The following is an 18,982-nucleotide window of genomic DNA, read 5'->3' as shown; positions in this document are numbered from 1 at the left end:
CCGCCATTAACCGTTAAGCCTGAATTAATCCTCCCTTTTATTCTTTCTTGTATAACAAAAATATCCTGTTCTTCCGTGAATTATTCTGCAGGGCTCTGGTCTTAATGGAAGTAACAGAGATGGTTACCTTATTGTCATAAAATTGTATCCCTGTCCGGAGGTTATATTGGACGTTAACAGCCGTAAGTCCGCGTTTAATGTGGCGTATCCGTCTGCCGCAATGTGGACTGTGTTATTTCTGTTGTTTATTGCAGTGACTTATTTTATTCCTTTGGAATTCCGTGCGTTATGGCAGCCGGATGAAACCCGGTATGCGGAAATCAGCCGGGAAATGCTGGCTGACGGCAACTGGGTAGTGCCGCATCTGCTGGATATCCGCTATTTTGAAAAACCGGTGGCGGGTTACTGGGTAAATAACATCAGTCAGATGCTGTTCGGTCATACACAATTTGCAGTGCGTTTTGGTGTCCTGTTCTCGACGATGGTCAGCACATTGCTGGTTTACCGGCTGGCAATGAAAATGTGGGATGAGAAAGTCATCGCCCGTACAGCGGCCTTCCTGTATGCCAGTATGTTACTGGTGCTTGCTCTCGGGACCTACAGTACGCTGGATCCGATTCTGACCATGTGGGTCACACTGGTGATTTACCTCAGTTATGGCCTGACCACCGCGCAATCACGCCGTGCATTGCTGGGCTACTGGGTCACCTTCGGGCTGGCCTGTGGCATGGCACTGATGACAAAAGGTTTCCTGGCACTGGTATTACCGGTTATTGCACTGATCCCGGTGCATATTTTCTACCGCCGTCTTAAAACTATGCTCTGCTATTGCTGGGCAGGAATTGCGGCCGCCGGGCTTATCACACTGCCGTGGGCGCTGGCGATTTATCACGCCGAGCCTGATTTCTGGCGCTATTTTGTGATGGTTGAGCACATCCAGCGTTTTATGAGTAAAGAGGCACAAAACCTCTCACCGTTCTGGTTCTTTATTCCGATTTTGTTTGCCGGTGTTTTACCCTGGAGTGGTTTTTTATTCGGGGCATTAAAACAGGGCTGGCAACAGCGCCGTGAAAATAAGCCGTTATTCTTCCTGCTGTGCTGGACAGTATTGCCGTTCTTATTTTTCAGTATTGCCAAAGGAAAATTACTGACCTATATTCTGCCGGTTATCGCGCCGCTGACACTCCTGATGGCGGCGTATATCCATACCCTGATAAAGAAACAAGCCGTATCAATCTTTAAACTGAACGCGGTGATCAATATTATTTTCGGTGGTTGCGCAGTTATTGCCCTGCTGGTGATAAATAATCTGGAAAATGCTCTGGTATATTCTGCGGATGAGCGCGGGAAATTTATCGGAGCCATTGCGATTTTTCTGTTCTGGATTGCTGTTTCGGTGTTCACCCTGATAAAGGGGTGTCGTTACTGGATGCTGGCAGCATTTTGCACCGTAGCGATCAGTTTGTCGGTCAGCTCACTGCTGCCGGCCCGCACAGAGCGGGCAAATTTACCGCAGATTTTTATTCAGGATAATATCGCACTTCTGAAAGATGCCCGTTATATTCTGGTTAACAGTGTGGGTGTCGGCACTTCAGCGGCCTGGGAATTACAGCGCAGTGATATTTATATGTTTGACCGCCCGGGAGAACTGAAATACGGGCTGAGCGATATTTATCCGGATACAAAATCAAAATTTATTGCACATGATGATTTTGAATCCTGGCTGAAGAACGCCCGTAAAACCGGTAATGTTGCGCTGATCCTGCGTGACCGTCACGGGCTGGATGAAGAGGATGTTTCTCCGGCGGATGAATTTATTACTGATGAAAACCTGACACTACTTTATTACCGGAAAATGCCTTAACACCCGGTAAAATACGGCAAATATTGACTTTCACCCGCAGATATTAATACAGTATTGCGGGTTGAAGGTCTGCCGCACCGGGGATAATACAATGAAAATCATATTCCGTTCTCTGCTTTTTATCTGCGTATTAGCCGTTGTCGGCTGTTCATCGACGCCGCGTAAATATCATGCACCACCGGTCAAAACAGAGTTATCAGACCCGATTATGGTGATTGCCCAGTTACGGGAACAGTTATCACAATGGTACGGCACACCATATCATTACGGCGGAATGGATTTAAACGGTATTGATTGTTCCGGCTTTGTCTACCGGACATTTAATGATCGCTTTGCTATTTCTCTGCCGCGCACCACCAAAGCGCAGACAACTTACGGTACCCGGATTGATGTTGCGGATTTACAGCCCGGTGATCTGGTGTTCTTTAAAACCGGCGGCGGCGAAAACGGGTTACATGTCGGTATTTATGATTCTGATCGCGCCTTTATTCATGCTTCGACCAGTAAAGGTGTGATGCGTTCCAGCCTTGATAACGTCTATTGGAAAAAAGTCTTCTGGCAGGCGCGCAGACTTTAAAATCACCGGGATAAATATGCTATCTTATCGGCAGCCTATTTTCTCCGGGGGACAACATGTCGTCACTTCGTCTTTTTATTTCTGATTCCTTTGATCCGTGGTTTAACCTTGCCGTTGAAGAGTGTATTTTCCGGCAGATGCCTGCTGACCAGCGTGTGCTGTTTTTATGGCGGAATAATGACACAGTGGTTATCGGCCGGGCGCAAAACCCGTGGAAGGAATGTAATACCCGCAAAATGGAATCCGACCATATTAAATTAGCCCGGCGAAGCAGTGGCGGCGGGGCGGTATTCCACGACAAGGGAAATACGAATTTCACCTTTATGGCCGGGAAACCGGAATATGACAAAACGGTTTCTACTAATATTATCCTCAACGGCTTATCCCGGCTCGGTATTTCGGTATCAGCATCCGGCCGTAATGATTTGGTGGTTAACTGCGAAGACGGTGAGCGGAAAATTTCCGGCTCGGCGTACCGGGAAACCAAAGATCGCGGCTTCCATCACGGCACGGTATTAATCAATGCGGATTTAAGCCGCCTGGCGGATTATCTCAACCCGGATCCGAAAAAACTGCAGGCCAAAGGGATCACTTCTGTCCGCTCGCGGGTGACCAATCTGACGGAAATTATTCCCGGGATTGACCATGAACAGGTTTGCGAAGCGATTAAAGCTGCATTTTTCGACTATTACGGCGAGAAAGCGGAAGCGGAACTGATTTCGCCGGATTCACTTCCCGATCTGCCGGGATTTGCAGAGACCTTTGCCAGACAAAGCAGTTGGGACTGGAATTTCGGCAATGCTCCGGCCTTCAGCCATCTGCTGGATACCCGCTTTAAATGGGGCGGTATTGAACTGCATTTTGATGTGGAGCGCGGCATGATCAGCCGGGCGCAGATTTTTACTGACAGTCTTGACCCGGCTCCGCTGGAGCAACTGGCACAACTGCTGACGGGTCAGCGTTACAGTGCTGATGCGGTGACAGCGGTATTTACTGAGCTTATGGCCGGTTATCCGGACATGCACGATGAACTGATCCAGTTGCGGGACTGGCTGGTGGCAGAGCTTCAGTAAAATATGCCGTTAATCTGAAAGACAATCCGACCCGGTGCCGTAGGATAGGTCAGGAATAATAAACTGAAGGAGCATATGATGAAAAAACTTATTCCGTTGTTAATCCTGATGGGGGCATCAACCTCCCTGGCGGCAACTGAGCGCGTTACCCTGCATGAAGCGACAGAAAAAGGTACCGGGAAGATTGTCGGCACTATTGATATTCAGGAAACGGATTATGGTTTGCTGTTTACACCGGCGCTGAATGGGTTACCGCCGGGCGTGCACGGGTTTCACATCCACGAAAATCCGTCCTGTGATGCTGCAGAGAAAGAGGGTAAACCGGTAGCTGCTCTGGCCGCAGGCGGCCATTTTGACCCTGCAGGTACAAAAGTTCATGCCGGGCCATATGCAGACGGCCATTTGGGCGATTTACCGGTGCTGTATGTGACAGATGACGGTAAAGCGACCACTCAGGTGCTGGCACCACGGCTTAAAAAACTCAGCGAAATTAAAGGGCATGCCATTATGGTTCATGCGGGCGGTGACAATCATTCAGATTCACCGGCACCATTAGGTGGCGGCGGAGCACGGATTGCCTGTGGCGTGATTGCAGCAGAATAAAAAATATCCCCGTTTGGCCGGTTGCGGCAGACGGGGGTATTTTTTCAGCCGTTTAGTGTGAACCACACTCCATAAAACAGCGCGGCTCCGGCAGCTGACCGTGATCACGGAATTTTGCCGGCGTGGTATTGAAATGCTTTTTAAAGATGCGGGTAAAAGTTGCCTGTGAGCTGAAGCCATACTGTAACGCGATATCCAGAATAGACATATCGTTATCGCGCAGAGATTTTGCTGCTTCCAGCAGGCGGCGCTTACGGACATACTCACCTAATGTGCATCCCTTGATATCTTTGAAAATACGCTGGAGATGCCATTTTGAATAACCGCTCTTATCCGCAATAGTATCAATTTTGATCCCTTCATTGCGCTGTAACTGAGTTTCCAGCCATTTGATAATATCGTTCACTACACTTTCTGACATGTTCACCTCCCAAAATCGGGCTTACAATCTATAAATTCTAATAGTCACATATGTTATTAACCATATTTTATGAATTTTCCAAGAATTGTGTAGGCAAATCGTGCCTTTCATGATTGAGAATCATTATCAGACCAATAGATTAAACCAATTAGTTTATCACCAGCATATAGCACCATATGTCACCAATTATAGTTTCAAAATCGATAGAATCTGCCGACGATAAATATAATTTAGGATGGTTATGTCACAGCAATTTCGGTTTCTTTTTGGGGCAATGGGACGTTTTTTTATGTTGGCACTGATTATGGCTGCCAGTACAGGTCTGTTGTTTATTGATATTCTGGTTCTTAAGAATGATTTGGGTGAAGACTCGGTGACAGAAATTGTTGCCGAGGTGATGCTGCTGGCAGTGATTGTACTGTTTTTCCGCAAAGGGCTGCGGGAGCCGGAGGACAGGGCGGGTTTTTTCCTGATTGCGGGGTTTTTTGCCAGTATGCTGATCAGAGAATTGGATCAGATTTTTGATTATATTTCTCACGGGGCATGGTTCTGGTTTGCCGTTCCGGCCTCACTGATTGCGATTATTTATGCCTTCCTGCATCCGCGCACGGCAGTTAACGGACTGTATCGCTTTGTCTCACATCCTGCATACGGAATGATGGTTACCGGTTTGCTGGTGGTTCTGGTCTTTTCCCGGTTGTTTGGCATGGGAATTTTATGGCGCGGAATGATGGGCGATGATTTTAACCGGCTGGCAAAAAACATGGCCGAAGAAGGCTGTGAATTACTCGGCTACACTTTATGTCTGCTTTCGGCAATCATGTTTTGCCGTAAACAACGAGTTACGGCAAAACCTGATCAACATTAAGGTGCAAGTAACACAGATGTATTGCCGGTAAGCGGATGGCGGAGTGTTATCAGGTCTGCCTGATAAGTTTCCGCCAGTACCGTTTTTTGCAGCACCTCTCCCGGTGTTCCCTGACGGACAATACGCCCGTTATTCAGCATGATGACGTGGTCAGCATATAGAGAGACCAGATTCAGGTCATGCAGAATACAGAAAACTGCCAGAGAGGTCGTGCTTACCCGCTGTTTCAGCATCCGCATCAGATGCTGTTGGTGGTGAAGATCCAGTGCAGCAGTGGGTTCATCCAGTAATAACAGGCGGGGGAGAGGCAGCGGACAGCTTAGTTGCATCAGCGCGCGCGCCAGATGAACCCGCTGTTGTTCACCACCGGAAAGCTGATACCAGCGTTTCTCCAGCAGTGGTTCACAGGCCGTCAGGTGTATCACTTCATCAATAGTTACCTGGTGTGTGTACTCTCTGTGCAAATCCCCCAGCGCAATAATATCTCTGACCCGGTAAGGGGCAGAGATAACACTTTGTTGTGTCATTACCGCCCTGATTTGTGCCAGAGCACCGGAAGACCAGGACGCCATTGGTTTTCCGCGCAGCATGATCTGCCCGCTGTCACAGGGGTAATAGCCGCTGAGTAAACGAAGAAGGGTTGATTTCCCTGCGCCGTTCGGGCCGGTAACAGCAGTGATGGTTCCGCAGTGTAAAGCCAGGGAGATATCACTGACTACCGGCTGTCCGTGGCGGGAGAAACTGGCATTCTCTGCAACCAGTACCGGTGGCGGATTATTGGCGGTTATACGGGGCATATCATTCCTTCACAGAGAAAATCAGCCAGAGAAAATAAGGTGCGCCGAGCAGTCCGGTCAGTAATCCGACCGGAATTTCTGCCGGTACCACCAGTGTGCGGGCGAGTGTATCGGAGAGCAGTAACAGCAGTGCACCGGCAAGCGCTGATGTTACCAGCAGAAGCCGGTGGTGCCAGCCGAAAATCATGCGCATCAGGTGCGGGATAACCAGGCCGATAAAACCGATAATTCCGCTCATTGCCACAGCGATACCGGTGAGCAGGGCACTGATCAGCAGGACACACTGTTGCGTCCGGCGGACATTCACCCCGGCATAATGCGCTTCTTCTTCCCCCAGCTGAATCATATCCAGCGGACGTGCCAGTCTGAATGCAGCATAAAACACAGGGAGAGCCAGCAGAATAGCCGGCAGCAGCAGTATCCAGCTGATATGCCCTGTACTGCCCATCATCCACAGTGAAAACTGACGTAATTCTTTATCATCACTCAGGTAATTGAGCACGCCGACAAAGGACATACTGATTGCGTTAACGGCAATGCCGCACAGTAACAGGCGAAGCAAAGGCTGACGGCGGCGGTTGAGCAGAAAAATCAGTCCGCTGATACAAAGTGCGCCGCTGAAGGCTGTAATAATATGCAGATACAATGTGACTGCACCACTCAGATAAGGCGCGATAAAGACAATTCCCAGTGCCACCGCAACCGCTGCGCCACTGCTTATCCCGAGCAGACCCGGGTCTGCCAGCGGGTTGCGGAATAATCCCTGCAATAATACCCCGGCGGTGGCCAGTGCCATGCCCACCAGAACCGCCAGAACAATCCGTGGCAGACGGACAGATAACCAGATCTGCCAGAGTTGCGGGGTTATTTCATCCCGCAGGAATGCGCCGGCGGAAACCGGCAGTCCGCCGGTATTCATGGCAACCAATATCATGAGCACCAACAGAAAACAGAGACACAGGCGGCGCAGATGAAAAGCGGGCGGATTGTTCATAACACGGCTGCCGCCTCCATCGCTTCACGTAACTGATGCAGTGTATCCGGGGTTTGTAACCCGAAGCCGAGAAATCCCATATCATCAGCCACCAGCACCCGCTTATGTTTTCCTGCAGGTGTCCGGGCCAGTCCCGGCAACTGCCAGAGATTGCCGGTGCTGCCGAGAGAAGCCAGACCGCTGCGGGTGATCACCACTAAATCGGGCTGAGCGGCAATCATTCCTTCTGCGGACAGCGGGCGATAACGGCGGAAAGAAGCCGCTGCGTTTCTTCCGCCTGCACTACGGATAAGGCTGTCTGCTGCCGTATCTGTACCGGCTGCCATTGGGGCGGTACCGGCGTGGCTGAGCAGAAACAGTACATTCACCGGCAGTGGTGTCTGCGGTACAGCATCCAGTTTCCGGTTAATGTCAGCGACCAGTCCGGCGGCGGCTGACTGCAAAGCCAGCGCCTCCGCAATCTGACGGACTTTCGCTGTAATGGCCGGCAGCTCTGCAGCGGCACTGACAGTGACGACAGGGATACCCGCCGCACTGACCTGTGATAAAACGGCAGACGGATAAGCCAGTTCACTGGCGAGGATCATTGAAGGCTGAAGCGACAGCAGACCTTCCGCATTCAGAAGTCGCAGATAGCCGACATCCGGCAACTGAGTGACCTGTGGCGGATGCTCGCTGGTGGTATCACGGGCAATCACCCGGTCACCGGCACCGAGTGCAAAAACAATCTCCGTGACATCACCGCCAAGGGTAATAATGCTGCCCTGCATACTGTGTGCAGACGGAAAAAAGCAGAGCAGTAGCAGGAGGACATATTTTCTCATGCCGCTGCCTCACCGCCGCAGTCTGTCAGCAGGGCATCAGTCTGACTGCGCCAGACCGTTTGTTCCGGCTCACCCTCGGTACGCTGTCCGAACAGCTGGGCGATAGCCCGGCCGTTTTTATCAAATAATTCCAGGCTGGTGACAATACCGTCTGTGGTGGGTTTGCGGGTAATCCAGGATTCCGCAACAGCCGATTCGACCAGATGGAGAGTGAACGTCGGATTGAAAATATTGATCCAGTGCTGTCCGTCGCGGGGACTGATATAAGGCTCAACACGGCCAACGGCACCGGTAAAAATCTGTACACAGCCCCGGTTGGCGACAAAAATCATAATATCATTCTGTTCTTCCGTACACTGTGCGAGCAGACGTGACAACGCGCTGTTATCCACCCGCTGAGCCAGGGTGTTATCCACACAACGGAATGCCTGCAAGCGGCTGATATTAAATCTTTTTAACAGAACAAAAAATTGGTGGACGTCCGTCATCTGCTGCCAGTGGCGGGTAAATTCGGCCTGTTGTTCCGGTGTCAGCGACGCGCTGGCCGGGATGACAGCCGGTTCCGGAACAACCGGCGGGTTATCATATGCGGCGAACTGTGCCGTCAGATGATGCCAGACACCCATATCTGTATCAGCGGTGGTGTAAATTTTGTGGACAGCATCGCCGTGGCGATCAAAAAACTGAAGGCTGTGGCGCAGGCCGCGCGGGGTATTTTCCGCGAAGGCAAATACCGTCTGCCACTGAGACAGGAAAAAACGTAAATCCAGCCCGTACGGATTCAGCAGCAGGCAGGCGTGTTCCCCGAATTCAGCATTATCATAGGTGCCGGTATGTTCATGGACCGCGTGGTCATTGCGGGTGATGCCTTTAAGTTCCCCGGCGGTGCCCAGCATCCGGAAAATGGCGGGAATATCCGGGGTGAGGCGGCAGGCGTCATAACCGGTCCGGCAGTGTGCGAGTTCCGCTTCGGATATGCCCATCTCAGCGGCGATATCACGGGCGTGGATCAGATGTCCCTGTTCTTTCAGGGCGAGGTAACGGGAGAGTGCTTCACTGTGCATAGCAGATCCTTACTTTTTCGTGATCTGCACCAAACCGGCGCAGACCGGGTAACCGGTATTAAAAAGTAAGCTGGCTGCCTTAAGGAAACAGGTGGCTGGCCTGTGTGTTATTTGGTCAGAATGAGTTTTCCGTTTTTGGTCCGGCGCAGGTGATATTCCTCATTCTGGTGGCAGATAATAACCTGTGTTAATAAACAGTCATTAATGGTAGTGGATATATATGAAATGTATTTTATTCTGTTGTTTTTACGTATAATTTTATTAATTTAGTATCATGGATAGTCACAAGCAGTCATCTTGTTTTTCCTTAAATCATGAAAAATGTGTACATATCTGTGTACATAAAATATCATCTTAGCAGCTAATTTTTGAGGTTAAGAGATATGGCATTAACAGATTCATGGCTCCGTTCAGTATCAGGTAAAACTGCGGAAAAAATAGTAACAAAAGCAGACCGGGATGGGTTATCAGTCAGGGTAACCCCAAAGGGAAAGGTTATATTTCAGTTTCGTTACCGCTGGGATGGAAAATCCGAAAGAATTGATGTAGGGACATACCCTGCTACCAGCCTAAAAGATGCCAGGGAGGCCGCTCTGTTTTATCGCGGTGAACTTGAGCAATTGCGAAACCCGCGTGTCGTAAAGCAGAATAAAATACAGCAGGCAGTTACGGCGAAAACTGTTGAGGGAGTAATTCGTTTATGGTGGGAAAAATCCATGGACGGTGTGAAGGTTAACGCCAAACAGATCCTCCGCTCCTTTGAGATTCATGTATTTCCAAAAATAGGGCAGTATCCGCATGATGAAACTGATCTGCATATGTGGCTTTCATTGATTGAAGCACTGGCCGAACGGTATCCGGCAGTGGCTGATAAAGTATTACAAAATACGAAACTGGCCCATGCATGGGGGATCAGACGCGGGATCATCAATAATAGTCCGTTGGCGAATGTATCATCTGCCGATCTTGGTATTGTTGAGAATCAGGGGGAAAGGGTTCTGTCTGATGACGAAATAAGGCTGTTATTTTCATTGATAGATGAGCCGAGCTACAACCTCAGAAACCGCTGTATTATTAAATTGTGTCTACTTTACGGGAACAGGATTGGTGAGTTGATGAAGGCCAAAGTTAAGCATTTTGATTTCACCGAACGGGTCTGGACTGTTCCACCAGAAAACCATAAAACCGGACGCAAAAGTAAAAAGCCAATTTTAAGGCCGATAATTGATCCGGCTGAGGTGTTGCTGCGTGAACTGATAGCCATTAACAATGGTAGTGAATATCTTTTGCCATCTCCTAACGGTGGAAAATTAACACAGGGTGGGCACCTTTATATTCCCGTATTGCTTAATAAAAAAATGGCCCCCCATTTTGATGAATACACTACATGGTCTATACACGATCTGAGAAAAACTATGCGGACCCGCATGTCAGAAATAACTGCGCCACATGTTGCAGAAATTATGATCGGCCATAAATTACCGGGGGTATGGCAGGTGTACGATAAGTACACCTACCTGAATGAGCAAAGAAAAGGGTATGAGGAGTGGTGGGATAAACTGACTAAAATCGCTTACCATTCTCCCAGTCAAAAATATCCTGCTTGAGAAAAATTAATTCTTTTGATTTAAATTTTGGCTTCGGGAAACCTTCGCGTTTTTGTTTTCCGTTGCCTGCCCAAACCCTGATAGTGTGAGGTTTCACATCATACCGATCTGCCAGGTCGCTGGTTTTAAACCACGGTGATTCCTGTTTGCTGATATCGCTCATTTTTCACACTCCTTTTTATACCCGTTCACCAATACCGCATTTGCCACTGCTGCAGGCGTACCTTCCCACTTTGCTTCAAAGATAATCCCATTCAGATGGTACTGACTGAGGTCATCCTGCGTTTTAGGTAGTGTCTCAACAGGGAAGCCGCTCAGCACCGTATCGGCGGTCTGATTAACCGCCATTTCGATAACCTGCTCAGTGGTAAAGTCTGTTTTCCGGTAACCGGCACCCCAGACAGCATCTGTAATATCAGACGGGTCGTGACCGGCGGCCGTGATAATTTGCACCAGGTACTGATCAGTTGTTTTCATCATTTGATCCCCTTAGCAGCGCGCCAGACTTCAAACATACGGCGAACAATTTCACGGGCGTAATTGCCTTCCATATCCCGCTCTAAGCTGTACCGACTGCCGTACATGCGGCGGATCGTGGCTTCAAATTGTTTGTTCATGGCTCACCTTCCTGACTTTCTTATTCCGCTTTTTACCCGCTATTGTCGGGGTTAACTTCGGCGCAACGACCTGTGGTGCTGGTGGGCGGGGAAGGTATATCCCCGCTCTGATGTAATACCGTTGCCGCATATCGTGAATAATCCGCTGGCTGTAATCCCGTCCGTCATCCACATGGTGGATCGCCTTTATCAGCGGGTCGTCGTACACACCGATTTCGTAATCTTCTTCCTGCAGGCTCATCGTGACACCTCCCGGCAGATAATCTTATGTGCCCGGCGGACATGGTTCTGCTTGCCGTAAATCGTTGTTACCCGGAAAAAGAATCCGGTGGTTGATTCCTGCACTTCTTCACGGAGAAGGGCAGCATCAATCAGGCGATACAGTTTCCGGTTTTCAGTGATGAAAGAACGGATCACCACCTTGGCTATGTTGCCGTTTGAGATAAATTCAATTTTCATTCGTCCCCCATACCTTCTTCACGGGCGGCACGGCATGCATCGAAATACTTCGGCATAACTGCCATAGCAACGAGCTGCGGGTCACCATATATTTCATTGGTCAGCGGCCCCATGTTGAACAGAACGGCTTTCCCGTCTTCTGTGCACATTGCATCCACAACACCGGCACCGAACATCAGGTGAGGTAATGCCAGGTATTTGGCACTAACCGGCGGCAGGGCGTTTTTTACAAATTCACCTTTCAGGAAAATATCGAAATCAGGATATGTCTCTGTTCTGCGGGTCAGTGCAAATATTTCGAACGGGACAAACTCTGCTTCTGTTTCCTCGCGGTAATACACTGCAACGCAAAGGCCATCATCGAGCACTTTGATTTCAGCAAAATCAGCATCATCAGGGACGGGGTCGTTAAATTGCACAACGATATCATGGTGAAAATACGCATTGTGCTTCATCCGAACCAGGGCGTGTCCGTTGGTTGACTCGATAAATTCACCGTTAATGTGAGCGGCTTTGGTTACCGGTCGCGGATCGTCTTTTGCGGCAATCAGGATAAGAGCAGCACGCAGCAATCCGGCATCTATGAATGGTAATTTTTCTTTCATTGTTATTTACCTTCCGCTGTGTAAATGGCTTTATCGTGGCTGTATTCGCCGTTCCATGTCTTTTTCATCGGTAATTCACCTTTCATATAAAGCTGAAACAACCGCTGACAGCCTTTTTCCAGTAACACCGGTGTGAATTTGGTAAACTCATCCATACCGTGCGGGGTGATCTGGGTTTCTTCCTCTGTCAGGTATTTGTCACGCGCATATGAGGAAACACGCCATTTAGGGCTTTTGCTCTGGTCACGCCGTGAATTAAACACCCAGTTGCGTTCACCGGCCCACGACATCACCTTACTGACGTTGACGCCGTTCAGCGATTTGCAAAATGAAGTAATTGTCATGCCTTTGCGGAAGCGTTTTTCGAGGTTTTCAACGGTGGCATTAAGCTGTTTATTTTCGATTGAAAAAGCCTCTGCACGGTCTTCAGCTTCAATTACCATAAGGGCTAACTGTTTGCGGCTGATTGATGACTGATCAGGTAAAGCTGCACCGGTCTCTAATGCATGCCAGCGGTCGATGATGGCCGCACGGCGAACAATGTCGTAGCCAGAAATCAGGATTTCCGTGTGACGGCGATCCAGGAGAAACTCGTATACATACCCTCTATCGTCAAAATTAACAATAACCCCTTGAATTTTATAATGAAGCAAAAACGAGTTCATATCTTCTTTGCTGGTTCCCCAACTGTATGACCTGACGTCGTTACCGTTATCAACGGCATACAGCGCGGGAACCATAGCCCTGATATCTCTGTGGACGTCGCCGATACGCTTACCTGTCAGATCTGCTATTTCGCGACTGGACATCATCGGCTGCTGATTTTTCGCCACTAATTCATTTTTCATGGTTACACCTCAGTGAATAGTTGTGTTGCTGACAGGTTTAGCCAATAGACTTGTGCCTTTCGCAAAAATGGAGTCGATAAAATCTTGCATCCATTTATGACCAGTCTCTTTCTCGTATTGGTCATTAGCCATATAAAAGCGCCACAGAGCCTGATATCCGTCATCAGGGTGCTTGCTCAGGATCAGGTTGTCTATTTGATGAATAAGTAGTGTTTCAATTACTTCTTCATCAACCGCAATAACATTATTGTCGTGGCGGAATGCAAAGGTAGTATTTACGCCGTGACCGAACCGGTAAAAACAGGACAGCAGATATTTACCGGTAATAATTTTTCTGAAGTTTTTAATTGAGTGTTTCATGTACTCTGATTTTTCATCTTCCGTTAATGGCGGATAATTAGTTCTGAGGCGTTCCGCATCTAACAAAAATGATGGGGCACTCGTATCCTTTAAATATTCAACAATTTCTTCTGGTGTCATTTCTTTATCTTTCATTACAGACCCTCTACGATTTTGATTTTTGATTGAATCAGGTCATTAAACAGGCTCATTCTTTAATTCCTTTCTGTGCATGTTTTCAGCAATTAACTCTGTAATTAAACTGATGAACATTTCCCCGTCTGGTGTGATGTTTCCGTTTTTGTTGTAGTAGTTGGCATATGAATCAAGTATCTGCTGAACGGTATAACCCGCGTCTTTACATGCCTTATTTTCATAGAGCGATATCAATGCCTGTGTCAGCACCTCAGCATCTAAATCAATCTGATATTTCACACCATCCACAGAGCGTTTAAATGAAGCCGATTTACCTTTCTTTTTCAGATGGTGAAAGAAAGCGTCAGTGAATGACTTTCTTCTGTTTGATAAAATTTTGTTATTTTCCATAATCGATATCCGGATTTAAGATAAAAGGATTCCACAGCGTAGGCGCTGTAATTAAAAATTGATTAAGTGTTTTGTTATTTGTTTTTAGCGGCTGACTGCAATTTCCATTTGGCGACAGAAACTTTTTCCTGAGCGGAAACTAATTTTTTATTCGCTTTATGATACTCAGCTTTCAATTTCACAATTTCGTTTTCATGGCGCAGCGCTGCTTTTAATTCGTTCAGCACTTCGTTTTTTCGTTCGATAAATTCATCCCGTGGTGCTCCTGCTTTCCATGCGGTCGTACCATCCTCAAATTGGTGTGGTTGAGCCGGTTCGTTCGTCTGCTTACCTTCCGCACGAAATTGCTTTTCAGCGATAATGTAGGCGAGTTTATTCAGTGCGCCACCCTGACTGAGGTAAGCATGATTGGCACCTGATACAACATACACAGGGCGCATTTCGACAGTGATTTCACCCTTTGATGCTTTTTCGATTGCTTCAAATTTATTAGCCATGATTGTTTCCTGTCATTTTTTCCAGTTGGTCTAATGAACCACTTAACTTAGATGCCACTAAATCAAGCTGTGCGAATATTATTTCTTTCTCTGGTTCGTTTTCGTATAAATCACTTTTAAGTTGCTGTATTGATAATTCAGCGTTGTTGATATCGCCAATAACACCAATAATTTCATTTCTCTGTTCATCAGGTTTTTGATTGCGCAGGGGGGCTAAACGGGCTTTGCAATCAAGATCATTAACCTGTTCAGTCAGTGTTCTGGCAATCAAGGTTATTTGCTTTATCATCAGACCGATATTGGCACTATCTTCACGAAAATCAGAATAATCATCATTAGCCGAAACCCAAAACATGATATTACCTAATGAGGAAATGCCTGATAATATAGAATCAGCAGTGAACTCCATGTTATTCATTGCTTTTTGAATTTCTATCGCATTAAGTCCAGAGAAATCCAAGCGAGAAATGATATTTTGAATATCCATAATTAGCCCCGTACCGCAATGTATTTGCAGATTGAATCCATATTTATTTTTACGGATGCAATCAATTCAATTAAGGTTGTGGCGTTTACCTTTAATGAGTTACTTTCAAAAATTACACTCATATTTTCAATAGCTACCAGTGTTCCAAGTACGGAGTTAAGTGATGATTCTAAATCCATACCGAAAAACACATCGCAATCTTCATTGCTGGAGTCAGCCTGTTCTGTACTGATACTGGCAACATTTTTTAATGCCCGGTCTATTTGTTCAACCACACCCTCGACCGTATTAAATGCATGTGTATCAAATGGCACATCATTATTAATAATTAATGATAAGGTTGATTTTGCATAAGTTAAATCATCGCAGGCTGCTTCTTTTAATTGTGTATTATTCATTTTCAAGCACCTCATCAATTTCGGCCTCTGCCTGGCAAAGTAATTCCAGTGATAACCGGCGTTCTTCTTTATCGCGGGTCAGGTATTGCGCAGCCGTTGTAAATGCCTTAACTCGGGTTAATACATCTATGAGCTGCGCACGGTCGGGAATTGCTTTCTGTGACATGTCACGACTCCTTTCTCTGTGCGTTTTCTTCAATCAGCCAGCAGGCGACGCTGTCAGATAACTCATGAGCCAGTTCGATGAGATTGTCGGTTATTGGGTTGCCTGTGAATTCACCGCTAATCGTGAACAATAAGGCGTTTAATTGAGCTGCTTTATTGGTCACCGTCTCTAATTTAATTTCATGCGCCATGTCACACCGCCAGCGGAAACGAGCCGCAAAGATATAGTCAGAACCAACGATATTTTGTGCACTGATATCGTTTTTGGCTTCAATATGTCGGCGCTTATTCCAGTTATCGCGGTTTACGAAGATATAAGTGAACATGGATGCACCAACTGCTGTACGGATATCCACTTCTGACACATCGCTATTTGACATACAATGTATAGTCAGCATTTTTTAAACCCTCACTTTGTGTTTGTAAGGTGATTTAAAACCAAAGTTGTATTTGTGTCAACAACCAAAGTTGTTTGTATGTGAGGATATATGCTTTTATTTAGTTAATTGGTTGTTTTCTATTGTGTATTTTTTTAAGAAAATCGTCACGATTGGACGCAGATCACACGGGCGGGGGGAATTGCAGGCACAAAAAAGCCCTCGCGGGGAGGGCTGGGGGGTTAATCCTGGTCTTCAAATAGGAAGTTAAATTCTCCCAATGCCATGAGCTCAGGGTCATATATATACCCAGCTTTTTCTATAATTCTTTTCTTTTTAAATAGCTTGTGCTGCCTATCCGCGTGCTCGTTGGCTTCATCTCTAAGCATTTTACCGTGTGAATAATCAGGCATAAGAACATATTCGTTAAAAACCAACAGTTTGTCTACATACTCAATGAGTGAGCTCATTGTCATTTTTTTTCCTTGAAGAGCTGTAGACTCCGCATATAGCAAAAATTGTTCAGACAACAAGTTCATTCTGTATAATTCATTTTCCTTTAGGTAATTCTTACCAACCTTGGCTTCTGATAAATTTGGTGAGACACCACTAAAAGTGCTTAACCCCATATTATCATCTTCATGGTTCGCCCTATCTAGTATTAATTTTGCGCTAACCATGCCTGTTATTGCGTAATGAAATTTGTCTTGCATTTTTGCATAAAAACTTCGAACTTCTGGCGCGGAAGCATCATAGTCAGAGGCACTTTCTTTTAAGCAATCCTTTAATTTATCATATACGTGTCGCTCATTGGCCCGAATGGCTCGGATTTTTGCAGCAAGCTCATTGGCTTTTTCAGGGGAGTCACGTAATGCTTTTTCGTTTAATACGAAGCCATCACGGAGATATGATTTTATTAATTCAGAGGCCCACTGCCTAAACTCGACGGCTCTACGACCATTAACGCGAAATCCTATGAAGTTAATCATATCTATACTGTAGTGGTTTATTTCTCTATAAACCTTGCGATTACCCTCATTTCGAACTAGTCGGAGAGACCGACTAGTTGAATTTCTGTCTAGTTCTCCATCAGAATATATATTATTTATGTGTTCTGTTATCGTGTTTCTGGCTACATTGAATAGCTTGGCGATCTCTTTTTCAGTAACCCATATTTCTTGAGTTTCAGTGTCTACCCTTACATCAATAAGTTGGTCATCTTTTTGATAAACCTCAACTTTGAAATTCACTTCATCATTATTGCTCATCTACCTTCCTTATTGAATTAAAACACCACACCCTAAAACGTGTCGTCAGGCCATCAGGTAGTTCACGCTCTCAAACACCACTACAACTGACAGCAGGAACTTAAACCGGTTATTACGCATCCATTGTAAAGCTTGCATACACCCTCCAGTGTTAGACCTCAGACAGCCAAATAAGAACTGGTATCAGCGTACATTCAAAGATAAGCTCTAAAACTAAAGCGCCGGCAGCTATCAGCGCAACCAGTAGTGTGAGTAACTTATTGCGTCTGAACCAGCCGCTTATTCTCTTCATCAGAATGTGTCGTCAGGCCACTGTTAGCCGTGGAACTTATATTTGATAGACTGGCTAACCAGCACCTTGGCTTGTATGAATACGCCGTCAATAGCCTCTTCGTTTAAGTGCCATGTTTCATATTTCGCGTTGTCAGAGATAACGGCAAGGCGCTTGTACTGCATTTGCAGGCGCTTAATGTAGAGTTGATTATCCAGTATGAAGACATAAATTCCGTCACCGTCAAAATGGTTGACAGTCATATCAACGAATATCTGATCGCGTGGTTCGAAGGTGTCCGCCATAGAGTCACCTTTCACGGTGATCATCTTGATTGTTTCAGCTGGTCTTCCGCCGAATAGTCTCTTTGCCTCTTCTGCCGAATACTCAATTGCCGTAATGGTTTCAATAAAATCATCAAGCACCATCACACCAGGGCCAGCGCTGGCTTCAACATCGAGGATTTCCACTTTATAAGTCTTTATAACAGCGGGAATCGCCTGCTCAGCCTTAACTGAATAGGTATCGCCGACCGGAAGTAGCGGGTTATCCCCGTCGCCGTATGCCAGCCACTCTACAGGTACAGACAGTGCTCCGGCTATCTCAATCAGCTTTGTTGATGTCTGAGCGCTTCCGGATTCAATTTTTTGGATTGCTGCCTGCGATACGCCAATAGCATCACCAAGCTCTTTCTGAGAGAGATTGGCATGCTTCCTGGCTAGTTTTAATCGTTGTGCAAGTGTCGTTTTCATAATCGAAATATACAACCTCGGTTGTTTTTAGGCAATAAGATTTTGGTTGTTGATTAAAAACAACTATAGTTTTATTATGTGAAAATAAAACGGAGGTTGTTATGAATGTAGCGATTAAAACCGCAATAGGTTTGCTCGGCACTCAGCAAAAACTTGCAGATGCTTGTGGCGTGACTCAGCAGGCGGTTTACAAGTGGTTAAAAAATAAATCGCGGGTATCCCCTGAGATTGTCCCTCTGATTGTGAAGTCAACGAACGGCATCGTTCGTGCCTGCGAAATCCGCCCTGATTTACCTGAGTTATTTGGGGAATGTTATGCATCCGAACCAAAACATACTGATGCCTGACAGCTATTTTCCTGATGACAGTAAATGGATTCAGGAAATGCTGTTGCAGTTATCACCGGGAGCCAGAAACAGGGTGCTGGTGGCTTACTCAGCGGTGTATCAGGAGCAGTGGGAAGCAGAGCCTGTCCCGTACAGGAAAGACAACACAGCACGCAGGGAAGCGAATAAACGGCTCAGGGAATACGTCAGGAAGTTTAACAGAGCCATGCAGGGTTACACCGCAGACCCACAGAAAGTTGCGTGATAAAAATTATCAGGAGGTGTGGAAGTTAAGACGTTTAGCCGTCCAGATGGTTTTCCGGTTTGGGGAAGAG

At 46.7% G+C, this 18,982-nt stretch carries 29 protein-coding genes; 7 read left to right on the top strand and 22 right to left on the bottom strand.

Features of this window, described 5'->3' with window-relative positions:
- The first annotated feature begins 166 nt into the window (after positions 1–166).
- From arnT to sodC, 4 genes are all read left to right on the top strand, one after another.
- A complete protein-coding gene (arnT, locus tag AB7038_RS01730; RefSeq protein WP_369452642.1) occupies positions 167–1,864 on the top strand; it encodes a lipid IV(A) 4-amino-4-deoxy-L-arabinosyltransferase in 1,698 nt (565 codons plus the stop codon).
- 91 nt (positions 1,865–1,955) lie between these two features.
- On the top strand, positions 1,956–2,441 hold the full coding sequence (locus tag AB7038_RS01725) for a C40 family peptidase (RefSeq protein ID WP_072868417.1): 486 nt from the start codon (positions 1,956–1,958) through the stop codon (positions 2,439–2,441).
- 56 nt (positions 2,442–2,497) lie between these two features.
- Positions 2,498–3,514 (top strand): lipoate--protein ligase A, encoded by a 1,017-nt coding sequence (locus AB7038_RS01720; protein ID WP_004239991.1) that lies wholly within the window; start codon positions 2,498–2,500, stop codon positions 3,512–3,514.
- 75 nt (positions 3,515–3,589) lie between these two features.
- Positions 3,590–4,117 (top strand): superoxide dismutase [Cu-Zn] SodC, encoded by a 528-nt coding sequence (gene sodC / locus AB7038_RS01715; RefSeq protein ID WP_349418143.1) that lies wholly within the window; start codon positions 3,590–3,592, stop codon positions 4,115–4,117.
- A 52-nt stretch (positions 4,118–4,169) separates the two neighbouring features.
- Here the strand turns inward: sodC and AB7038_RS01710 are convergent, their stop codons facing one another.
- Entirely contained in the window at positions 4,170–4,538 is a 369-nt protein-coding gene (locus AB7038_RS01710) for a helix-turn-helix domain-containing protein (protein WP_004235398.1), read from the bottom strand.
- Between the two features lie 289 nt (positions 4,539–4,827).
- On the opposite strand from AB7038_RS01710, the gene AB7038_RS01705 reads away from it, so the two are divergent.
- On the top strand, positions 4,828–5,406 hold the full coding sequence (locus tag AB7038_RS01705; RefSeq protein ID WP_368889213.1) for a hypothetical protein: 579 nt from the start codon (positions 4,828–4,830) through the stop codon (positions 5,404–5,406).
- Here the strand turns inward: AB7038_RS01705 and AB7038_RS01700 are convergent.
- The 5 genes from AB7038_RS01700 to hemP all read right to left on the bottom strand — a co-directional run bounded on the left by AB7038_RS01700 (position 5,403) and on the right by hemP (position 9,261).
- The gene (locus AB7038_RS01700) at positions 5,403–6,203 is read right to left on the bottom strand and encodes a heme ABC transporter ATP-binding protein (protein ID WP_368889214.1); all 801 of its coding nucleotides are present in this window, start codon (positions 6,201–6,203) and stop codon (positions 5,403–5,405) included. The genes AB7038_RS01705 and AB7038_RS01700 overlap by 4 nt on opposite strands.
- Position 6,204: 1 nt before the next feature.
- Positions 6,205–7,197 (bottom strand): FecCD family ABC transporter permease, encoded by a 993-nt coding sequence (locus tag AB7038_RS01695; protein ID WP_369452641.1) that lies wholly within the window; start codon positions 7,195–7,197, stop codon positions 6,205–6,207.
- On the bottom strand, positions 7,194–8,021 hold the full coding sequence (locus AB7038_RS01690; protein ID WP_369452640.1) for a heme/hemin ABC transporter substrate-binding protein: 828 nt from the start codon (positions 8,019–8,021) through the stop codon (positions 7,194–7,196). The genes AB7038_RS01695 and AB7038_RS01690 overlap by 4 nt, the downstream gene beginning before the upstream one ends.
- Complete coding sequence (locus tag AB7038_RS01685; protein ID WP_368889217.1) at positions 8,018–9,085, bottom strand: hemin-degrading factor; 1,068 nt, start codon at positions 9,083–9,085, stop codon at positions 8,018–8,020. Before AB7038_RS01685 ends, AB7038_RS01690 begins: the two co-directional genes overlap by 4 nt.
- A 107-nt stretch (positions 9,086–9,192) precedes the next feature.
- On the bottom strand, positions 9,193–9,261 hold the full coding sequence (gene hemP / locus AB7038_RS01680; RefSeq protein ID WP_230486535.1) for a hemin uptake protein HemP: 69 nt from the start codon (positions 9,259–9,261) through the stop codon (positions 9,193–9,195).
- A 207-nt stretch (positions 9,262–9,468) separates the two neighbouring features.
- Here hemP and AB7038_RS01675 point away from each other — a divergent pair, with 207 nt between their 5' ends.
- Complete coding sequence (locus AB7038_RS01675) at positions 9,469–10,692, top strand: tyrosine-type recombinase/integrase (RefSeq protein ID WP_109882457.1); 1,224 nt, start codon at positions 9,469–9,471, stop codon at positions 10,690–10,692.
- Here the strand turns inward: AB7038_RS01675 and AB7038_RS01670 are convergent.
- The 16 genes from AB7038_RS01670 to AB7038_RS01595 all read right to left on the bottom strand — a co-directional run bounded on the left by AB7038_RS01670 (position 10,649) and on the right by AB7038_RS01595 (position 18,321).
- Complete coding sequence (locus AB7038_RS01670; RefSeq protein ID WP_004239999.1) at positions 10,649–10,855, bottom strand: hypothetical protein; 207 nt, start codon at positions 10,853–10,855, stop codon at positions 10,649–10,651. The two genes, AB7038_RS01675 and AB7038_RS01670, sit on opposite strands and share 44 nt — an antisense overlap.
- Entirely contained in the window at positions 10,852–11,172 is a 321-nt protein-coding gene (locus AB7038_RS01665; protein ID WP_195432933.1) for a hypothetical protein, read from the bottom strand. The genes AB7038_RS01670 and AB7038_RS01665 overlap by 4 nt, the downstream gene beginning before the upstream one ends.
- Complete coding sequence (locus tag AB7038_RS01660) at positions 11,169–11,309, bottom strand: hypothetical protein (RefSeq protein WP_004240001.1); 141 nt, start codon at positions 11,307–11,309, stop codon at positions 11,169–11,171. The genes AB7038_RS01665 and AB7038_RS01660 overlap by 4 nt, the downstream gene beginning before the upstream one ends.
- Positions 11,293–11,550, bottom strand: coding sequence for a hypothetical protein (locus AB7038_RS01655; RefSeq protein ID WP_195432932.1), 258 nt, complete (start codon positions 11,548–11,550; stop codon positions 11,293–11,295). The genes AB7038_RS01660 and AB7038_RS01655 overlap by 17 nt, the downstream gene beginning before the upstream one ends.
- Positions 11,547–11,768 carry a hypothetical protein gene (locus AB7038_RS01650; RefSeq protein WP_195432931.1) on the bottom strand — a complete coding sequence of 74 codons (222 nt, stop codon included), beginning with the start codon at positions 11,766–11,768 and terminating at the stop codon, positions 11,547–11,549. Before AB7038_RS01650 ends, AB7038_RS01655 begins: the two co-directional genes overlap by 4 nt.
- Positions 11,765–12,373, bottom strand: coding sequence for a hypothetical protein (locus tag AB7038_RS01645; protein WP_195432930.1), 609 nt, complete (start codon positions 12,371–12,373; stop codon positions 11,765–11,767). Before AB7038_RS01645 ends, AB7038_RS01650 begins: the two co-directional genes overlap by 4 nt.
- A gap of 2 nt (positions 12,374–12,375) precedes the next feature.
- Positions 12,376–13,221: a hypothetical protein gene (locus tag AB7038_RS01640; RefSeq protein ID WP_369452639.1), complete on the bottom strand. Its 846-nt coding sequence runs from the start codon at positions 13,219–13,221 to the stop codon at positions 12,376–12,378.
- A gap of 9 nt (positions 13,222–13,230) precedes the next feature.
- Positions 13,231–13,716, bottom strand: a complete 486-nt coding sequence (locus tag AB7038_RS01635; protein WP_195432928.1) for a hypothetical protein — start codon at positions 13,714–13,716, stop codon at positions 13,231–13,233.
- A gap of 42 nt (positions 13,717–13,758) precedes the next feature.
- Positions 13,759–14,106, bottom strand: coding sequence for a hypothetical protein (locus AB7038_RS01630; RefSeq protein ID WP_195432927.1), 348 nt, complete (start codon positions 14,104–14,106; stop codon positions 13,759–13,761).
- A 74-nt stretch (positions 14,107–14,180) separates the two neighbouring features.
- Positions 14,181–14,603: a hypothetical protein gene (locus AB7038_RS01625; RefSeq protein ID WP_195432926.1), complete on the bottom strand. Its 423-nt coding sequence runs from the start codon at positions 14,601–14,603 to the stop codon at positions 14,181–14,183.
- Positions 14,596–15,090: a hypothetical protein gene (locus tag AB7038_RS01620; protein ID WP_195432925.1), complete on the bottom strand. Its 495-nt coding sequence runs from the start codon at positions 15,088–15,090 to the stop codon at positions 14,596–14,598. Before AB7038_RS01620 ends, AB7038_RS01625 begins: the two co-directional genes overlap by 8 nt.
- Positions 15,091–15,092: 2 nt before the next feature.
- Positions 15,093–15,488 carry a hypothetical protein gene (locus AB7038_RS01615; RefSeq protein WP_195432924.1) on the bottom strand — a complete coding sequence of 132 codons (396 nt, stop codon included), beginning with the start codon at positions 15,486–15,488 and terminating at the stop codon, positions 15,093–15,095.
- Positions 15,481–15,654, bottom strand: a complete 174-nt coding sequence (locus AB7038_RS01610) for a hypothetical protein (protein WP_004242323.1) — start codon at positions 15,652–15,654, stop codon at positions 15,481–15,483. Before AB7038_RS01610 ends, AB7038_RS01615 begins: the two co-directional genes overlap by 8 nt.
- 1 nt (position 15,655) lies before the next feature.
- A complete protein-coding gene (locus AB7038_RS01605) occupies positions 15,656–16,051 on the bottom strand; it encodes a hypothetical protein (RefSeq protein ID WP_369452638.1) in 396 nt (131 codons plus the stop codon).
- A gap of 221 nt (positions 16,052–16,272) precedes the next feature.
- On the bottom strand, positions 16,273–17,298 hold the full coding sequence (rhuM, locus tag AB7038_RS01600) for a RhuM family protein (RefSeq protein ID WP_195432923.1): 1,026 nt from the start codon (positions 17,296–17,298) through the stop codon (positions 16,273–16,275).
- Positions 17,299–17,613: 315 nt separating this feature from the next.
- Positions 17,614–18,321 (bottom strand): XRE family transcriptional regulator, encoded by a 708-nt coding sequence (locus tag AB7038_RS01595; protein ID WP_186722768.1) that lies wholly within the window; start codon positions 18,319–18,321, stop codon positions 17,614–17,616.
- 101 nt (positions 18,322–18,422) lie between these two features.
- On the opposite strand from AB7038_RS01595, the gene AB7038_RS01590 reads away from it, so the two are divergent.
- Positions 18,423–18,668 carry a transcriptional regulator gene (locus tag AB7038_RS01590; protein ID WP_186722769.1) on the top strand — a complete coding sequence of 82 codons (246 nt, stop codon included), beginning with the start codon at positions 18,423–18,425 and terminating at the stop codon, positions 18,666–18,668.
- Positions 18,669–18,982 lie beyond the last annotated feature (314 nt).

The sequence above is a fragment of the Morganella morganii genome (assembly GCF_041099235.1).
Classification (GTDB): domain Bacteria; phylum Pseudomonadota; class Gammaproteobacteria; order Enterobacterales; family Enterobacteriaceae; genus Morganella; species Morganella morganii_E.
The sequence above is the reverse complement of the archived record's forward strand: the minus strand, read 5'-3'. Positions and strand labels throughout refer to the sequence as shown.

Excerpts from the sequence above, each read along its gene's own strand:
- AB7038_RS01725 (WP_072868417.1), top strand. The coding sequence starts at position 1,956 with ATGAAAATCATATTCCGTTCTCTGCTTTTTATCTGCGTATTAGCCGTT.
- AB7038_RS01720 (WP_004239991.1), top strand. The coding sequence starts at position 2,498 with ATGTCGTCACTTCGTCTTTTTATTTCTGATTCCTTTGATCCGTGGTTT.
- sodC (WP_349418143.1), top strand. The coding sequence starts at position 3,590 with ATGATGAAAAAACTTATTCCGTTGTTAATCCTGATGGGGGCATCAACC.
- AB7038_RS01710 (WP_004235398.1), bottom strand. The coding sequence starts at position 4,538 with ATGTCAGAAAGTGTAGTGAACGATATTATCAAATGGCTGGAAACTCAG.
- AB7038_RS01705 (WP_368889213.1), top strand. The coding sequence starts at position 4,828 with ATGTTGGCACTGATTATGGCTGCCAGTACAGGTCTGTTGTTTATTGAT.
- AB7038_RS01700 (WP_368889214.1), bottom strand. The coding sequence starts at position 6,203 with ATGCCCCGTATAACCGCCAATAATCCGCCACCGGTACTGGTTGCAGAG.
- AB7038_RS01695 (WP_369452641.1), bottom strand. The coding sequence starts at position 7,197 with ATGAACAATCCGCCCGCTTTTCATCTGCGCCGCCTGTGTCTCTGTTTT.
- AB7038_RS01690 (WP_369452640.1), bottom strand. The coding sequence starts at position 8,021 with ATGAGAAAATATGTCCTCCTGCTACTGCTCTGCTTTTTTCCGTCTGCA.
- AB7038_RS01685 (WP_368889217.1), bottom strand. The coding sequence starts at position 9,085 with ATGCACAGTGAAGCACTCTCCCGTTACCTCGCCCTGAAAGAACAGGGA.
- AB7038_RS01675 (WP_109882457.1), top strand. The coding sequence starts at position 9,469 with ATGGCATTAACAGATTCATGGCTCCGTTCAGTATCAGGTAAAACTGCG.
- AB7038_RS01670 (WP_004239999.1), bottom strand. The coding sequence starts at position 10,855 with ATGAGCGATATCAGCAAACAGGAATCACCGTGGTTTAAAACCAGCGAC.
- AB7038_RS01665 (WP_195432933.1), bottom strand. The coding sequence starts at position 11,172 with ATGATGAAAACAACTGATCAGTACCTGGTGCAAATTATCACGGCCGCC.
- AB7038_RS01660 (WP_004240001.1), bottom strand. The coding sequence starts at position 11,309 with ATGAACAAACAATTTGAAGCCACGATCCGCCGCATGTACGGCAGTCGG.
- AB7038_RS01655 (WP_195432932.1), bottom strand. The coding sequence starts at position 11,550 with ATGAGCCTGCAGGAAGAAGATTACGAAATCGGTGTGTACGACGACCCG.
- AB7038_RS01650 (WP_195432931.1), bottom strand. The coding sequence starts at position 11,768 with ATGAAAATTGAATTTATCTCAAACGGCAACATAGCCAAGGTGGTGATC.
- AB7038_RS01645 (WP_195432930.1), bottom strand. The coding sequence starts at position 12,373 with ATGAAAGAAAAATTACCATTCATAGATGCCGGATTGCTGCGTGCTGCT.
- AB7038_RS01640 (WP_369452639.1), bottom strand. The coding sequence starts at position 13,221 with ATGAAAAATGAATTAGTGGCGAAAAATCAGCAGCCGATGATGTCCAGT.
- AB7038_RS01635 (WP_195432928.1), bottom strand. The coding sequence starts at position 13,716 with ATGAAAGATAAAGAAATGACACCAGAAGAAATTGTTGAATATTTAAAG.
- AB7038_RS01630 (WP_195432927.1), bottom strand. The coding sequence starts at position 14,106 with ATGGAAAATAACAAAATTTTATCAAACAGAAGAAAGTCATTCACTGAC.
- AB7038_RS01625 (WP_195432926.1), bottom strand. The coding sequence starts at position 14,603 with ATGGCTAATAAATTTGAAGCAATCGAAAAAGCATCAAAGGGTGAAATC.
- AB7038_RS01620 (WP_195432925.1), bottom strand. The coding sequence starts at position 15,090 with ATGGATATTCAAAATATCATTTCTCGCTTGGATTTCTCTGGACTTAAT.
- AB7038_RS01615 (WP_195432924.1), bottom strand. The coding sequence starts at position 15,488 with ATGAATAATACACAATTAAAAGAAGCAGCCTGCGATGATTTAACTTAT.
- AB7038_RS01610 (WP_004242323.1), bottom strand. The coding sequence starts at position 15,654 with ATGTCACAGAAAGCAATTCCCGACCGTGCGCAGCTCATAGATGTATTA.
- AB7038_RS01605 (WP_369452638.1), bottom strand. The coding sequence starts at position 16,051 with ATGCTGACTATACATTGTATGTCAAATAGCGATGTGTCAGAAGTGGAT.
- rhuM (WP_195432923.1), bottom strand. The coding sequence starts at position 17,298 with ATGAGCAATAATGATGAAGTGAATTTCAAAGTTGAGGTTTATCAAAAA.
- AB7038_RS01595 (WP_186722768.1), bottom strand. The coding sequence starts at position 18,321 with ATGAAAACGACACTTGCACAACGATTAAAACTAGCCAGGAAGCATGCC.
- AB7038_RS01590 (WP_186722769.1), top strand. The coding sequence starts at position 18,423 with ATGAATGTAGCGATTAAAACCGCAATAGGTTTGCTCGGCACTCAGCAA.